The sequence below is a fragment of the Lutibacter sp. genome, assembly GCF_016342705.1.
In the GTDB taxonomy this organism is placed as follows: Bacteria; Bacteroidota; Bacteroidia; order Flavobacteriales; family Flavobacteriaceae; genus Lutibacter.
The window spans coordinates 56,805-72,763 of record NZ_JAEINV010000003.1; the positions used below are offsets into that span (position 1 = coordinate 56,805).

Annotated in this window: 14 protein-coding genes; 6 read left to right on the forward strand and 8 right to left on the reverse strand. The window is 30.0% G+C overall.

Annotated features, from left to right (window positions below; all coding sequences use genetic code 11):
• Positions 1-43 precede the first annotated feature (43 nt).
• Positions 44-442 (forward strand): DUF983 domain-containing protein, encoded by a 399-nt coding sequence (locus tag JEY78_RS03905; RefSeq protein ID WP_291846911.1) that lies wholly within the window; start codon positions 44-46, stop codon positions 440-442.
• On the opposite strand, the gene JEY78_RS03910 is transcribed toward JEY78_RS03905, so the two are convergent.
• The 8 genes from JEY78_RS03910 to JEY78_RS03945 all read right to left on the reverse strand — a co-directional run bounded on the left by JEY78_RS03910 (position 417) and on the right by JEY78_RS03945 (position 11,282).
• The gene (locus JEY78_RS03910; RefSeq protein WP_291846914.1) at positions 417-1,463 is read right to left on the reverse strand and encodes an FAD-binding oxidoreductase; all 1,047 of its coding nucleotides are present in this window, start codon (positions 1,461-1,463) and stop codon (positions 417-419) included. The two genes, JEY78_RS03905 and JEY78_RS03910, sit on opposite strands and share 26 nt — an antisense overlap.
• 72 nt (positions 1,464-1,535) lie before the next feature.
• The gene (gldN, locus tag JEY78_RS03915) at positions 1,536-2,438 is read right to left on the reverse strand and encodes a gliding motility protein GldN (protein WP_367158765.1); all 903 of its coding nucleotides are present in this window, start codon (positions 2,436-2,438) and stop codon (positions 1,536-1,538) included.
• A gap of 11 nt (positions 2,439-2,449) precedes the next feature.
• Positions 2,450-3,985, reverse strand: a complete 1,536-nt coding sequence (gene gldM, locus JEY78_RS03920) for a gliding motility protein GldM (protein WP_291846917.1) — start codon at positions 3,983-3,985, stop codon at positions 2,450-2,452.
• 46 nt (positions 3,986-4,031) lie between these two features.
• On the reverse strand, positions 4,032-4,679 hold the full coding sequence (gene gldL / locus JEY78_RS03925; RefSeq protein WP_291846920.1) for a gliding motility protein GldL: 648 nt from the start codon (positions 4,677-4,679) through the stop codon (positions 4,032-4,034).
• 29 nt (positions 4,680-4,708) lie between these two features.
• Positions 4,709-6,076, reverse strand: a complete 1,368-nt coding sequence (gene gldK, locus JEY78_RS03930) for a gliding motility lipoprotein GldK (RefSeq protein ID WP_291846923.1) — start codon at positions 6,074-6,076, stop codon at positions 4,709-4,711.
• Between the two features lie 116 nt (positions 6,077-6,192).
• Positions 6,193-7,353, reverse strand: coding sequence for a formimidoylglutamase (locus JEY78_RS03935; protein ID WP_291846925.1), 1,161 nt, complete (start codon positions 7,351-7,353; stop codon positions 6,193-6,195).
• A 49-nt stretch (positions 7,354-7,402) separates the two neighbouring features.
• Entirely contained in the window at positions 7,403-9,886 is a 2,484-nt protein-coding gene (gene topA, locus JEY78_RS03940; protein WP_291846928.1) for a type I DNA topoisomerase, read from the reverse strand.
• 151 nt (positions 9,887-10,037) lie between these two features.
• On the reverse strand, positions 10,038-11,282 hold the full coding sequence (locus tag JEY78_RS03945) for a hypothetical protein (protein WP_291846931.1): 1,245 nt from the start codon (positions 11,280-11,282) through the stop codon (positions 10,038-10,040).
• A gap of 217 nt (positions 11,283-11,499) precedes the next feature.
• Here JEY78_RS03945 and miaB point away from each other — a divergent pair, with 217 nt between their 5' ends.
• The 5 genes from miaB to secG are packed head-to-tail and all read left to right on the forward strand — an operon-like array spanning position 11,500 to position 15,914.
• Positions 11,500-12,933 (forward strand): tRNA (N6-isopentenyl adenosine(37)-C2)-methylthiotransferase MiaB, encoded by a 1,434-nt coding sequence (miaB, locus tag JEY78_RS03950; RefSeq protein WP_291846934.1) that lies wholly within the window; start codon positions 11,500-11,502, stop codon positions 12,931-12,933.
• 4 nt (positions 12,934-12,937) lie between these two features.
• Entirely contained in the window at positions 12,938-14,173 is a 1,236-nt protein-coding gene (locus JEY78_RS03955; RefSeq protein WP_291846937.1) for a sigma-54-dependent Fis family transcriptional regulator, read from the forward strand.
• 47 nt (positions 14,174-14,220) lie between these two features.
• On the forward strand, positions 14,221-14,727 hold the full coding sequence (locus JEY78_RS03960) for an LptE family protein (protein WP_291846940.1): 507 nt from the start codon (positions 14,221-14,223) through the stop codon (positions 14,725-14,727).
• A gap of 3 nt (positions 14,728-14,730) precedes the next feature.
• Positions 14,731-15,573 carry a hypothetical protein gene (locus JEY78_RS03965; protein WP_291846942.1) on the forward strand — a complete coding sequence of 281 codons (843 nt, stop codon included), beginning with the start codon at positions 14,731-14,733 and terminating at the stop codon, positions 15,571-15,573.
• On the forward strand, positions 15,570-15,914 hold the full coding sequence (gene secG / locus JEY78_RS03970) for a preprotein translocase subunit SecG (RefSeq protein ID WP_291846944.1): 345 nt from the start codon (positions 15,570-15,572) through the stop codon (positions 15,912-15,914). The genes JEY78_RS03965 and secG overlap by 4 nt, the downstream gene beginning before the upstream one ends.
• The last annotated feature ends 45 nt before the right edge of the window (positions 15,915-15,959 follow it).

The following is a 15,959-nucleotide window of genomic DNA, read 5'->3' on the forward strand; positions in this document are numbered from 1 at the left end:
TTGGCACTCAATTAAAGTTTTTAATTAAAAATAGTTCACTAAAATGTTTAAGAAAGGATCTAAACTCTACAGTATATTACACAATAAATGTCCGAAATGCCAGGAAGGAGATTTTATGAAAGAAAAAAATATATTTATATTACATAAAGCATTTCAAATGCATGAGAAATGTAGTAATTGTGGATTAAAATATATGATGGAACCTTCATTTTTTTACGGTGCAATGTATGTTAATTACGGTTTAACAGTGGGTTTAGCCATTATTACATTTGCTATTTCTGTGCTGTTTTTTGATTTAACGATGTTAGAAAGTTTTATTCCAATTGTTGTAGTGTTGATATTAACTACACCTATTTCAATTCGGTTATCTAGAATTATTTGGATTAATATTTTTGTGCATTTTGATAAAAACGCTTTTAATTCTTTAAAAAACGAAGAATAGAATATTCATTATTTATTTCAATTTTATTCTCTAAGTAATTATAAAGTTGTTTTGCAGCAGTAGGGGCAATCATTACTCCGCGTGTTCCTAAACCATTTAAAACTGCTAAATTTGGATAATTTGGATGCGTTCCTAATAATGGTCGTCTATCTTTTACGGTTGGTCTAATTCCAGCTAATTGTTCTACAATTTTGTAAGGAACATTTATAAAAGTATCCAACTTTTCTTTCAATTCATTTTTGCCTTCATCTGTTGGGATTGAGGTTTTGTGGTTCCAATTAAAAGTAGCGCCAATTTTATAATAATTATCTCCCAAAGGAAGTACAAACACAGCCGCTTTTATTAAGGCGTTCACATTTAAATTTGGTGCGTGAATAATTATAAGTTCTCCTTTTGCTTCTTGCATTGGCAAATAATTAAAATAAGGATTTTGTTTGATGCCAAAACCTTCGCAAAAAACAATTTTTGAACATGTAATTGAATTGTATATTATGGAATTCTCTTGAATATTAAAGGTTGTATATTGGAAATCTTCTTGAAGTAACTTTTTATTGATTGATAAATAATTTCTATAATCTTCTAAAAGATTCTTTGTGTCAACCCAACCAGTGTTTATCAATTTTCCATAGCCATAATTTGAAATAATTCCTTTTATTTTCGAATTCTCAATTTTCGGAATCATATATTCTGATAGCTGTTGATGATCTGTTGCAATGAACCAGTTGTTTTGTTCTTCAATAGATTTAAATATTCTGAAAATATCTAAGGAATAATTGTATTTTTTTTTGAATTGATCTTCTAATTCTGAATAAAAAGGTATTGCAATTTCCAACTGATTTTTAGCTTCCCAAACTGGTGTAAATCGTTTTAAAATAACAGGATTGTAAACGCCACCAGCAACAATTGATGAGTTTTGAGAATTGTTTTCAAAAACAATAAATGATTTATTATTTTTTTCTAATTCTTTGGAAAAAGCTAAACCAGCGAGACCTAAGCCTACAATTATATAATCTACCTTCATAAGTAACAAATATATATTAAAACAAAAAACTCCTGCAAATTACAGGAGTTTTTTGTTTTAATAAATGGAGTATTAATAGTTCCACATATCTAATTCTTTATTTCTAATATATTCTTTAATTTTATTAGACTCTATAACTTGGAATAATGAATTTCCTTTAACATATTGATCCACATCTCTATCTCCATAGATGTTTTCTTCTCTATAGATAAGGGAACTAAATCTTCTGGCATTTAATAAGTGATCAAATGAAATTGGATACGCTGAGTTTTTTTCATTGAATACTTTCATTTCATGTAAAATATTTCGAGCATCTGGAAACCAAACCCAAAATAAAGGTAGTTGTTCATCAATATTTAAATCTTCTCTACCCATTGTTTGTACATCTGGAGCAACAGGAGCAAGGGCAAGCATTCTATATTTTAGTTCACCTTGGCGTTTATCAAAATACCATAATCCTTTAATTTTAAACCCTTCAATATCTTGTGATGTTAAATTTATTTTATCAATATATTCGCTAATATCAGTACTTCCGGCATTTAATTCATCAAAACCAGCATCAGTTGTGTCAACTCTAAATAATTTATTACTAATTTCTGATTTTGTCATTTTAGCAGTAAAATAGGAATCATCATAAATTTCAGTAATTTTTCCATTTTTAATACCTCTTAAAAGTGTATCAAATAAAGATCTTCTTTCTTTAGAAACATTTGTAGTATCAACAGGGTAATATAAAGGCAAATTTATTTTTTCATTTAAATCAACATATTCCCATACTACTTTAGACCATAGAATATCTCTATCATCTACATAACCATATTCTAAAGGTTTATCGTTATCAACAGCCAATTGTTCGGCAGTTTTAACACCAATATCAGAAGGTCTTTTGGCATTCAACAAATTAGATTGCGAATACAATGTATTTATCAGCATAAAAGCCAAAATAAAAATTCCAATATTTCTTTTATTCATCATTACAAACTTTATTATTGTATTTCTATACTTACTGCAGAAGCATCTTTAATTCTATATGAACTATTTCCTGATAACGAAGATTTTATATCAAATATTACAATTACATCACCTCTTTTAGATTTTGCAATTGCTTTTTGTGCTGCGCTATCCATTCTATCTCCTCTAACAACTACAGCTCCTTGACCAGGAACTTTTATTGTGAATCCGGTAGTATTTAAAGATAAATCAAAATCAAAATCTGGTAATTCTGCGCCTACGGTAGCATTTTCTAAACTACTACTTGGCATTTTTACATAACCAGATTGTTTTCTAATAGTACCGTTTGGAGATGGAATATCCTTAATTCTAAATGATTGAGAATTACTAACACTTGTTCCATCAGGTAACTTTCCAGTAACACTAATTTTTACTTCAGACCCAGAACTAGGAGTCATAATATATTTTCCAGTTCCACTAGCTTTAGATAATCCAGCACCTGATGCTGCAACTAAGTTGTCTGGTACACCTGGTATAGAAATTGTCATAGGGTTTGCAACACCTCTATAAACCACATTCATTTTATCTGCTGAAATAACTGCGCTATTTGGTTTAGGAATTACAGCATAACTACTTTTAATTGGAATTGAGATATCTTCCCCTTTTTCGGTAAAAATAAATTCTCCAACAATATCTCTTTCTCCAACTGATCCTGCGGCAAAGCTTAACATTACTTGTCCGGCTTGAAGGCTTGACTCTGGTAACATACTACCATTAACCTTAACGCTTTTTGGTTTTAACGTTGGATCCACCTTACCTAAAACTATTTTACCTTTAAATGTTTCACCTTGAAAAAATGCTGTTTTTTCTGGTATTACAATTGCTTCATATTTTGTCATTGAAACATCACTTTCTAACTGACCGCCTAATAATAAACTATAGATTTCAGATTCAGTTGTTTTGATATCTGATTTCATAGAAGTTAAGTTAGTAATTGTTGAAATTAAAGGGAAACCTTCATACCTGTTTTTTAGCCATGGTTGTTTTCCTCCTTCAACATCTTGATCAGATGTATCAAATCTATTTGCAATGGTATTTGATAATGTATTGTTTTCTCCTAATAAACTAATGATTCCATCACGGTAACCATTAATTTGATCAAGAAATTCTTGACCATCCTTTGTATATTTATCTCCGGCAAAAAAGTGATTATCAACTACATCAGTTTTATCCATAGCTTCATAAGCTTTTGGGTCTTCCTGTTCTTCTAAAAAGAATGAATTTTTAGTATCTAAGTAGTCACTAAAACTTTTAGACAGTGCGCTAACTTTAGTAGCGGTTTCATAAAGTGATTTATACTTTTCCGGTTGTTCGGATGCTTTTGTAGCTAAATTTTGTAATGTAGCTGTATTTCTAGCATCTGCGGTTATATTCGTTTCTGAAAATTTTTCATTCATATAACCAAATGCAGAAAGAACCTCTTTAGACATTTGCATTGCTAACATAGCAATGAATACTAAATACATAAGGTTAATCATTTTCTGCCTTGGTGATAATTTACCTGAAGCCATTTTAATTAGTTTTTTTGGTTAATAAATAATTATGATACACAACTAATTATTTTTTATTTGACATTGCAGATAACATTCCTCCATAAACTCCATTTAAAGAAGATAAGTTAGTAGCTAATGATTCCATTTGCTCTTTTAGTTTACCAGCATTTACGGTAACTTGTTCATTAATATCAGCTTGTCTGCTTGAACTTTCTAATTGAATTTTGTATAAACTGTTTAATGACTCCATTTGTGCAGCTGCCAATGATAATTGTTCGCTATATTTTGTTGTAGCTGCAATAGAGTTCACGGCTGGTGCTATATTATCAGCTGCTCCTTTAAAATTTTGGATACTTTCACCTAAACTTTGCATTAATGTTGCATCTAATTTAGCTTCTTTAAGCATAGAGTCAAGTTTTTGAGAAAGTAAACTTTGTGCTTCTTTTGTTTGTGCGGCATCTTTATTTCTTATGTTTCCACCAGTTAATTCTGGATAAACTAAAGACCAATCAAGATCATCTTCTACTGGTTCAAAAGCTGATATAGCAAAAACTAAAGCTTCTACAGCCATTCCAATTGTTAACATTACACCACCTGTTAATGGTCCAATTTTAAAATGCATAATTTTAAATAAAGCACCAATAATTACGACTGATGCACCTAGGCCATAGGCCATATTAAATAATTTTTTAGTTGATTTTGATTGTGACATGATAAAATAGGTATTGGTTTTTTATAAAATTATTTTCCACTTAAATTGGTTCCCAAAAAGTCTTGTACTGTTCTGAATCCAATATAACTTCTTGCTGTATCAGCATATTCATAATCGCGTGTACTAACTTCTAAAAAGTAAGCTACATCTTTCCATGAGCCACCACGAATAATTTTTCTATGATTTTTAGACATTTCTACGTTTGGATTCATTGTTGATCCAATATAGTAGGATGCCTCACTGTAAGCTGTATTTGTCCATTCTGAAACATTTCCAGCCATATTGTATAAACCATAATCATTTGGAAAATAGGATTTGGCTTCCACAGTATACAATGCCCCATCAACTGAGTAATTTCCTCTTGTAGGTTTAAAGTTTGCTAAAAAGCATCCTCTATCACTAGTAGCATATGGTCCACCCCAAGGGTATGTTGCATTTTCAAGACCACCTCTAGCTGCATATTCCCATTCAGCTTCAGTTGCTAATCTAAATTGAGGAATTTGTGTAGATTTTCTTTTGGTACTTAAGTAGTCATTTTTCTTTTTTGTTCTCCATCTACAAAATGCTTTTGCTTGCATCCAAGTTACACCTACAACAGGGTAATCATTAAAGGCTTGATGATAAAAATAATCTTGATGCATTGGGTCATTATAAGAATAATTATAATCTCGAACCCAAACAGTTGTGTCAGGATAAACTTTTACGACTTCTTGCTTTATAAATTTTCTTCGATCTCCTTTATCTCTTGCAGCTGATTCTTGATCTAACCAAAAATACTTAAATTTTAGTTTGTCGGTATTAATCATTCTTCTTCCTTCAAAACTATCTTCAATTGGCATGAAAACAGAATCAATCATAACTTCTGTATATTCTTCACTTGGAAATTCATTTACATTCCAAATAATATCAGCATCCCAATTTAACATTTTACCTTGTGTTGGTGAGTTTAAATCTCCTAAACTTCCATAAGTATTCATCATATACTTTTGGTAAGGTGTCATTTTAGTTTCATCAATATTTAAAAATTGATAATCTTCTAAACCAGGAACTGGAGTTCCGCCGGCAGACATTAGTTCAGAATACAAGGCTAATTGTGTTCTTACTATTGAATCTCTAACCCAAAAAACAAATTCTTTGTATTCACTGTTTGTAATTTCAGTTTCATCCATATAAAAAGGACGAACTGTAACTGTTCTGGTAGGGGTACTTAATGATCCTGCAACATCTTCACTTTGTTTTCCCATTGTAAAAGAACCTCCAGGAATTAATGTCATTCCAAAAGGTTTTTCAGAATTCCATTTACTAGCCGAACGTACACCAACTAACTCTCCTTGATCATTTGATCCACAACTCCATATGATTAAAGCTAATAAAATATACAATGATATTTTCTTCATATTTTATACTCTTATTCTTTTAAGACAAACCTATTACTAATTATTTTAATAAACAATATTTTCTTTAATCTGTTTAAAACTAAAAAAAACAGTTTTTATTATATTCTAATGCTATTTTATATTAATTTTTTTAATGTATTTAACCATCTATCAGGAATTTCCTGGTCGGTAGCGCTAATATAATCTTGATATGTACAAGGTATTAACGCATGTCTTTTGTATTTATTATTTTCATTTAAACTTATTTCCATCCACCATCTTCCACTTTTGTTGCTTTTAAAGAAATTCAAAACTTCATTTTCTATGGGAACAATAAATTTCTGATAATTATCCTTCAAACCAAAAGGGTAATCATTTGCTCTATAATTTACACCTTCAATGAAATACCAAATCATTTGGGCAATTAATTGAGCAGTTTGGTTTTTGTTATCGTACTTAGAATTGTATTCATAAATTCCAAAGGATGAAACTTTATCACTTATCCCTGCGTATCTTGAGATTGCGCATATTTCAGCACCAGTAAATCCATTTGGAGTAGCTTTATTATTTGCTGGAGCCTCAGAATTTTTTACTGCAGATAAATCTATACTAACTATATCGGCATCTCTCAAAACTGGTTCAACAATTTGTAATGAGTTGGAAACTTCTCCTAATCTATGCGATTCAAAGAATAAGCTTTCTAATAAATCAATTTCATTTTGTGAGTTGAAATAAGTTTGATACCCTATATTGCTGTAATTAAACAGGTTGCAGGGTTGATTCATAACAATTTTGCTTAAAAATGTTTGAGAATTTAAATCGGCTTCTATTGAACCTAAGTCAAATTTGTTATCTACACAAGCCAAATTTACGGTTTGTTCTAAAACATCATAGGCTCTATAGTTTGCGTAGGTTAAATCTTGACCGCCTCCAAGAATGATTGGAATAATTTTATTTTTAATTAAACTTGATAGGATGCTTTTTAGGGCAAAATAAGTGTCTTCTATAGAGTTACCTTTCTTAATATTTCCTAAATCAACAAGGTTTATAGGCCAATTTCCAGGATATAAAGAATAAAATTCTTTTCTAACAGTATCTAAGTTATTACCAGTGCCATAATTATCAATTGCACTACGATCTTCTTCAACACCAATTATAGCTATTTTTTTACCTTCTAAATCAGGAAATTCACCTAGAGTAGTATAAATATCAATACACTGACCAATGGGTTTGTTGGATTGCATTTTTGAATGCATTAACAATGCATCATCAATAGGACTTAGGTATTCGAAATTCATTTTTAGGGGTTAAAACTTTCTTTTTCGGTGCCAAGATAATTAAAAAAAATTATTTTTTGGAACTTTTACTCCTTGTTGTTTTCTTTTTAGGAGCATTTTTTTCAATTATTTCTTTTACTTCTTCTAATGTTAAATTGGCTGCATCTACAGTTTTGGCTAATTCTATCTTCGTTTTTCCTTTAATAATATTAAATCTTCCCCATCGTGCTTTTTCAACAGTAATCTTTTCTTCTGGCCAATTTTGAATTACTTTCTCTATATCTTTTCTTTTTTTATCTTCAATTAATAGTTTTATATCGCTTTTAGATAAATTATCAAAATCATATTTTTTATTTACATTAATAAAAGTGTTATTCCATTTAATAAAAGGACCAAATCTACCAACTCCTTTTTGAACTGGCAAGTCTTCGTAGGTTGCAATTGGGGCATCTGATTCTCGCTTTTCTTCAATTAATTCAATTGCTCTGGCTAAATCTACTTCCATAGGGTTTTCATCTTTTGGGATGGAAACATACATGTCATCAAATTTTACGTAAGGACCAAATCTACCAATAGCAACTTCTACTGGTTTTTTCTCATAGTTTCCAACTGTTTTTGGGAGCTTAAATAAATCCATTGCTTCTTCAAATGTTATTGTAGATAAATTTTGATCTACTAATAAACTTGCGAATTTCGGTTTTTCCTCATCTGTAGCTTCTCCAATTTGAACCATAGCGCCAAACCTACCTAAGCGCGCATATACGTTTTTACCAGATTCTGGATCAATACCAAGTAAACGCTCTCCTTTTGCTCTGTCTGCATTTTCAGCAACATGCTCAACATTTGGGTGGAATTTTTTATAAAAATCTTTAATCATTTTTATCCAATCTTCCTTTCCTTCAGCAATATCATCAAATTCAGATTCAACTTTAGCTGTAAACCCAAAATCTAGAATACTTGAAAAATTTTCAACTAAAAAATCGTTTACAATATTACCAATATCTGTTGGAACTAATTTTCCTTTATCTGAACCAACTTTTTCGGTTAAAATTTTAGTGATAATTTCTTTCCCTTTTAATTTTAGCTCCGTATAATTTCTGTCATCTCCTTCAATAGTTCCTTTTTGAACGTATTCTCTTTTTTGAATAGTAGAAATGGTTGGCGCATACGTGGATGGTCTACCAATACCTAATTCTTCTAAACTTTTAACTAAAGATGCTTCTGTAAATCTATAAGGGCCTTTTGTGTAACGTTCAGTTGCAGTAATATATTTATTTACTAGGTTTTCTCCAATGGCTAGTTTTGGCAACATACCTTCTTGTTCTTCATCTTCATTGTCATTTCCTTCCAAATAAACGGCTAAAAACCCTTCAAACTTAATCATTTCACCATTTGCTGTAAAAATGCTCTCGTTATTGTTATTAGCAATTCTAACGTTTGTGCGCTCTACTTGTGCGCTACTCATTTGTGAAGCAATAGTTCTTTTCCAAATTAAATCATACAATCTATTTTGATCAAAATCAACATTAATAGTTTGTTGGCTCATACTTGTTGGCCTAATAGCTTCGTGTGCTTCTTGTGCACCTTTTGTTTTTGTATTGTAGTTTCTTGGCTTACTATATTTTTTGCCGTAGGATGAAATTATTTCTTGTTGGGCATCATTTTTTGCATCTTCAGATAAATTTACACTGTCCGTTCTCATATAGGTAATTAAACCGGCTTCATATAAACGTTGTGCAATCATCATAGTTTTTGCAACAGGAAAACCTAATTTTCTTGATGCTTCTTGTTGTAAAGTTGATGTTGTAAAAGGTGCAGCAGGTGATTTTTTAGCTGGTTTTTTTTGTAAATCTTCAACTTTAAATTTAGCTCCAATTGATGAATTTAAAAAAGTTTGAGCTTCTTCTTTAGTTTCAAAGTTTTTAGGAATAGATGCTTTAAACTTTTTACCTTCTTCTGATAAAAATTCAGCAACCACTTTATAAGAAGCTTGTGGAACAAAATTTATAATATCTCTTTCTCTTTCAACAATTAGTCTGACAGCAACCGATTGAACGCGTCCTGCAGATAAACCTCCTTTAACTTTTCTCCATAAAACAGGTGAAAGTTCATATCCTACTAATCTATCTAAAACTCTACGTGCTTGTTGAGCGTTTACTAAGTTATAATCAATAGTTCTAGGGTTTTCAACTGCTTTTAAAATTGCTTTTTCGGTAATTTCGTGAAATACAATACGTTTTGTATTAGCATCTTTTAATTTTAATTGCTCAAATAAATGCCATGCAATTGCCTCTCCTTCACGATCCTCATCTGATGCTAGCCAAACCATTTCAGCTTTTTTAGATAAATCTTTTAATTTTTTAACAAGTGCTTTTTTATCTGAAGGCACTCTGTAATTTGGCATGAAATCTCCATCTACATTTATTCCAATTTCTTTTGAAGGTAAATCAGCAATATGACCAAAGCTGGATTCTACTTGAAAATCTTTTCCTAAAAACTTTTCAATTGTTTTTGCTTTTGCTGGTGACTCTACTATTACTAAATTTTTTGCCATAAATCTTTTCTTTTTCTTAAAATACACCACATATATTATATGTGATTTTGGATTGCAAATGTATATAAGATTTTTAATAATTATGAAAAACTATTTGTAAAAAAACAAAAAAACAGGCTGTATGGCCTGTTTTTATTGATGAAAATTGATTTTAAATTAATTTAAACTCACTCAATAATGTGATGCCATTGTTAGAATATTTGTACTGATACAATATTTTATCCCCAATCATAAGTAAGTGATTTTCCATCGGAATGACATCATATGTATTTATATTTTCAAAATGATTTAAGAGTTTTAAATTACTTATATCTGTTTTATCATATACTTTTAAACCATCATCTCCATCACAAATAAATAGTTTTTCATCTTTAACACCTAATCCATATGGACCTACCATTGCGTATGATTTTACCAAAAATGGTTTTTCAATATTTGAAATATCAACAATTTGCAAACTACTTTCAAAAGCACCACAATTATTACCAGCACGCAATGTTATGTATGCATATTTTTCGTCTACCACAACCGGATCACAAGCTGTTCCGTGTTTAAATTCAGAAATAAATTGAGGATTGTTTGGAAATTCAATATTGTAAACATACATACCACTCATACTTCCTAAAAACAAATTATTTCCATTATAAAAAATAGTTTCTATATCATACCCAGCAAAAACGGTTTTTGATAAACTTGGAGCATTTAAATTTTGAATATTAAAAATATTAATATTATGACTATCAACGGCATATAAATACTCGTTTACAATTTTAAATCTAGCCAATGATCCACCTTGCCCAGTAGAAGCGGCAGAAGCCATATTCATAGTAAAAATCATATCTGTATTATTTCTAATTGTATTTATTTCTTCCTTACTTCTTAATTCTTGAGTTATTGTCCATTTTACAATTACACCGTTTTGAACATTTCCACTTGTGTTATAATCTAATATTAAGTTATCCATAAATGGCATTGGTATATAAGTTGGAAAAACATCATTTAGACGCGAAACTTCCTTAATATTATTAAGATCTGAAATGTCAAAAACCAATAAATCCATTAAGCTGTCTGCGTATAAATAATTGTCCTTAATTTCCATATCCTTATTAGCAATTATTTTTATAAATGCAATTTTCTTTGGGCTATTTGGATTTGAATTATCTATAATATGAATTCCTTCATTAACATCATTTACTAAAACCAAATTATTAAAAGCATAAATTTTTCCAGATTCTGTGATGCTTTTAGGCTCCTCAATTTTTACAGAAGACCTAAACGCCGTTAAACTCATAAATTGAGGCTTAGCAACATTTACGGTTTCAAGGCCCTCATTATTTTTAGTGCATGAAAAGATAAGTGCTAAGTTTAAGATAAGTACTATTAATTTTGTTTTCATTTTAAGAATATTTCATTTGTTTAAATTTAATTCAAAATTATATAAATCAATACGATAAAAAACATAAAAACGCTACAGTGAAGATTTAAATAGTTCCAGAAACTATTTAGATTATTTTTTATTGGGTTTATTTATCACTTTAATTGATTGTTAAAATTCTGCCAAATTGTCACGATTTTAATTTTTTGGTTATATCTTTGCAAACCAAATAAAACATATGAGTGCCGATAAAGTAATAGAAGAAAAAAAGCAAGGACAAGCGCTTTTAACTGAAAATAAGGAAGGAAATCATAAAAAACTTTTTATTGAAAGTTATGGTTGCTCCATGAATTTAAATGACAGTGAAATTGTTGCAGCTATCCTTGCTGATCAAGGATATAATACAACACATTTATTAGAAGAAGCGGATTTGGTTTTGGTAAATACCTGCTCAATTAGGGAAAAAGCAGAACAAACTGTTCGTAAACGATTGGAAAAATACAATGCTGTAAAAAAAATAAATCCAACTATGAAAGTGGGGGTTTTAGGTTGTATGGCAGAACGCTTAAAAGCTAAATTTTTAGAAGAAGAAAAAATAGTAGATTTAGTGGTTGGGCCAGATTCATACAGAGATTTACCTAATTTATTGGAAGAAGTAGAAGCTGGACGTGATGCTGTAAACGTAATTCTATCTAAAGAAGAAACCTATGGAGATGTTTCTCCTGTTCGTTTAAATAGCAATGGAGTATCTGCATTTGTTTCAATAACAAGAGGTTGTGACAACATGTGCACTTTTTGCGTTGTTCCGTTTACCAGAGGAAGAGAAAGAAGTAGAGATCCGAAAAGTATTGTTGAAGAAATTAAACAGCTAGTAGATAATAATTATAAAGAAATTACACTTCTTGGTCAAAATGTAGATAGTTATCTTTGGTATGGCGGCGGATTAAAAAAGGATTTTAAAAATGCTTCAGAAATAGCCCAAGCCACAGCGGTAGATTTTTCACATTTATTAGATTTAGTAGCTGCTGAATTTCCAAAAACGCGTTTTAGATTTTCAACATCTAACCCTCAAGATATGAGTTTAGATGTTATTTATACAATGGCAAAGCACGAAAATATTTGTAAATATATTCACTTACCGGTTCAATCTGGAAGTACGGCTGTTTTACAAAGAATGAATCGTCAACATACTAGAGAAGAATATATGGAATTAGTAGACAATATTAGAAGGATTCTACCAGATTGCTCTATTTCACAAGATATGATGACAGGTTTTTGTGGTGAAACAGAAGAAGAACACCAAGAAACATTAAGTTTAATAGAGTACGTGAAATACGATTTTGGTTTTATGTTTGCTTATTCTGAACGACCTGGAACAGCTGCCGAGAAAAAAATGGTTGATGATATTCCTTTAGAAGTTAAAAAAAGGCGCCTGGCTGAAATAATTCTTTTACAACAAAAATACAGCTTATATAATACCCAAAAATTTGTTGGTAAAACTGTAGAGGTTTTAATTGAAGGTTCATCAAAAAAATCGGATGCGCATTGGAAAGGAAGAAATTCTCAAAACGCCACAGTTGTTTTTCCAAAAGGAGATGAACAAATTGGTGATTTTGTAAATATTTATATAGAAGATTGTACTTCTGCAACACTATTAGGGAAAAGAATTTAAAATTATGGATTCATTACAAGCAATAAAACAACGCTTTGGCATTATTGGAAACGATATGCATTTAAACCGAGCGTTAGAAAAAGCAGTAAGAGTTGCTCCTACAGATATTTCAGTGTTAGTTACAGGTGAAAGTGGTGTTGGAAAAGAAAATATCCCAAAAATAATTCATGCTTTATCACATCGCAAACACGCCAAATATATTGCTGTAAACTGTGGTGCAATTCCTGAAGGAACCATTGATAGTGAGTTATTTGGACATGAGAAAGGGTCTTTTACTGGTGCAACAGCTTCGCGTAAGGGTTATTTTGAAGTGGCTGATGGCGGTACTATTTTTTTAGATGAAGTTGGAGAATTGCCATTAACAACACAAGTAAGATTATTACGTGTTTTAGAAAATGGAGAATTTATAAAAGTTGGTTCGTCTGAAATTCAAAAAACCAATGTTAGAATTGTAGCCGCTACAAATCTAAATATGCATCAAGCAATAAATAAAGGAAAGTTTAGAGAGGATTTATATTACCGATTAAGTACTATTGAGATTCATTTACCTCCTTTAAGAGAGCGTTTAAGTGATATTCATTTGTTATTTAGAAAATTTGCTTCAGATTTTGCTCAAAAATATAATATGCCAGGCGTTAGGCTAACTGATGAAGCTGTAAAAGTTTTAGAAAATTACGGTTTTCCTGGAAATATTCGTCAACTAAAAAATATTGCCGAACAAATTTCAGTAGTTGAGGAAAATAGAATAATTACACCAATTAGTTTACAACAATATTTACCTACTAAAGGAACTAACTTACCTTCTGTAATTGAAAATAAAAAAAACAACAGTGATTTTAGCTCAGAGCGTGAAATAATGTACAAAGTTCTTTTTGATATGAGAAATGACATTAACGATCTTAAAAAACTTACATTAGAGTTAATGCAAAGTGGTGATGCAGAAAAGGTTCAGGAAGAAAATAAAAATTTAATTAAAAAAATATACAACGAAGTTCCTTCTCAGCAACAAGAAGAAAATCATGTTGAAGTTGTTCGTTTAAACGAAAAATATGATGAATCTACAGAATACGAATTTGCGGAAACTATAGATGCTGATGAAAGTTTATCAATTCAAGAAAAGGAAATAGAATTGATTAAAAAATCGTTAGAACGTAATAATGGCAAAAGAAAATTAGCCGCAAAAGAGTTGGGTATTTCAGAAAGAACTTTATATAGAAAAATTAAACAATACGATTTATAGTTAAAATACCTAAATTTGAAAACATTTTAAAAAAAGCAATTTCATAAATGAAAAAAATACAGATAGTAGTTTTATTAATTTTATCTTTTATAGTTCAAAGTTGTGGTATTTATTCTTTTACAGGAACAAATATTCAACCAGATGTAAAAACAATTCAAATAGATTATTTTCCCAATAATGCTGTATTAGTTGAGCCAAGTTTAAGTCAGAAATTTACAACTGATTTACAAGATTTGTTTTTAAGACAAACCAATTTAGATTTAGTAAAATCTGGTGGAGACTTACAGTTTGAAGGTGAAATTACAGGATACAAAATTAACCCAATGACAGCTACTGCAGCTCAAACTGCAGCCCAAAACAGGTTAACAATTACCGTAAATGTTCGCTTTTTCAACAATAAATTTGAAGATGATAATTTTGAACAATCATTTTCACATTACTATGATTATGATGCAAATGTAATTCTTTCAGGGAGTGCGTTAGAAGATGCTTTTAGTGAAATTATTGAACGTATAACACAAGATATTTTTAATGCTTCTGTAGCAAAATGGTAAAAAATGAATAGTACTGAATTTAATAATTTATTGGATAATTCTGAAAATACTGATGCTATATCATCTGAAGTATTAGAGAGTATTATTCATGAATTTCCTTATTTTCAAGCTGTAAAAGCAGTGCAATTAAAGAGTTTTAAAAAAAATAACAATTTTAAATATAACGAAGCGCTAAAAAAAACTGCAGCATATACTATAGATAGAAAAGTACTATTTGAATATATAACATCTAAGAGTTTCGATAAAAAAAATTCAAAAGAAATTGAAATTTTAGAAGAAATTGAGGTTATTGAGCCAGAAACCATAAAAGTTCTTCATACTAGAATAACTAACTTGTTTAAACCAAAACCACCAAAAGAAACACCAACTAATTTTGTTGAAAAAAGTGAAAAGGAAGAAAATAAATTGGTTGAAACAGAAGATGTGAATGAAGTTTTAGAAATAGGAAAACCATTACAGTTTAGTGACTCTGAGCCGCATTCCTTTAATGAATGGATGCAGTTAATTTCTCAAAAACCAATTGAGAGAGTAGAAAAAGTTCCTGAAACTGAAGAAATTTCATCAAAAATTGAAGATAAGTTTAGTTTAATTGATAAGTTTATAGAAGCTAATCCTAAAATTAAACCAGTAGATAAACAAGCCGTAAATATTGATGTTTCTAGTGAAAGTAATCATCAAAATGAAAGTTTAATGACCGAAACTTTAGCCAAAGTTTACCTTGAACAAAAAAAATATGATAATGCACTGCAAGCTTACCGCATTTTAAGTTTGAAATATCCAGAAAAAAGTAGTTTCTTTGCAAACCGAATTAAAGCAATAAAAATTTTACAAAAAAATAAGTCATGACGTATACATTATTTTTAGTTCTAATTATGATAGTAGCATTTTTGCTAATATTAATTATTATGGTTCAAAATCCTAAGGGTGGAGGATTATCTTCTTCATTTGGTGGTGGTGGATCACAATCATTAGGTGGTGTTCAGAATACTACTAACTTTTTAGATAAAAGTACTTGGACACTTTCAGTAGTATTATTAGCACTAATTTTATTATCTAATTTTGCTGCACCAAAACCAAATGCAGTTGATACTAGTTCAGAAATTGAAAATACACTTCAAAATAGAGAAGTTCAAAGTGCACCAATTGAAACAACAGCTCCTGCAACTACGCAAGATACTGTTCAATAATTGTACATAAATAATATTTTAGAAAATGCCAACGTAAATGACACG

Excerpts from the sequence above, each read along its gene's own strand:
- gldL (WP_291846920.1), bottom strand. The coding sequence starts at position 4,679 with ATGTCACAATCAAAATCAACTAAAAAATTATTTAATATGGCCTATGGC.
- JEY78_RS03960 (WP_291846940.1), top strand. The coding sequence starts at position 14,221 with ATGAAAAAAATACAGATAGTAGTTTTATTAATTTTATCTTTTATAGTT.
- topA (WP_291846928.1), bottom strand. The coding sequence starts at position 9,886 with ATGGCAAAAAATTTAGTAATAGTAGAGTCACCAGCAAAAGCAAAAACA.
- JEY78_RS03955 (WP_291846937.1), top strand. The coding sequence starts at position 12,938 with ATGGATTCATTACAAGCAATAAAACAACGCTTTGGCATTATTGGAAAC.
- JEY78_RS03965 (WP_291846942.1), top strand. The coding sequence starts at position 14,731 with ATGAATAGTACTGAATTTAATAATTTATTGGATAATTCTGAAAATACT.
- JEY78_RS03935 (WP_291846925.1), bottom strand. The coding sequence starts at position 7,353 with ATGAATTTCGAATACCTAAGTCCTATTGATGATGCATTGTTAATGCAT.
- secG (WP_291846944.1), top strand. The coding sequence starts at position 15,570 with ATGACGTATACATTATTTTTAGTTCTAATTATGATAGTAGCATTTTTG.
- gldM (WP_291846917.1), bottom strand. The coding sequence starts at position 3,985 with ATGGCTTCAGGTAAATTATCACCAAGGCAGAAAATGATTAACCTTATG.
- JEY78_RS03945 (WP_291846931.1), bottom strand. The coding sequence starts at position 11,282 with ATGAAAACAAAATTAATAGTACTTATCTTAAACTTAGCACTTATCTTT.
- miaB (WP_291846934.1), top strand. The coding sequence starts at position 11,500 with ATGAGTGCCGATAAAGTAATAGAAGAAAAAAAGCAAGGACAAGCGCTT.
- gldN (WP_367158765.1), bottom strand. The coding sequence starts at position 2,438 with ATGATGAATAAAAGAAATATTGGAATTTTTATTTTGGCTTTTATGCTG.
- JEY78_RS03905 (WP_291846911.1), top strand. The coding sequence starts at position 44 with ATGTTTAAGAAAGGATCTAAACTCTACAGTATATTACACAATAAATGT.
- JEY78_RS03910 (WP_291846914.1), bottom strand. The coding sequence starts at position 1,463 with ATGAAGGTAGATTATATAATTGTAGGCTTAGGTCTCGCTGGTTTAGCT.
- gldK (WP_291846923.1), bottom strand. The coding sequence starts at position 6,076 with ATGAAGAAAATATCATTGTATATTTTATTAGCTTTAATCATATGGAGT.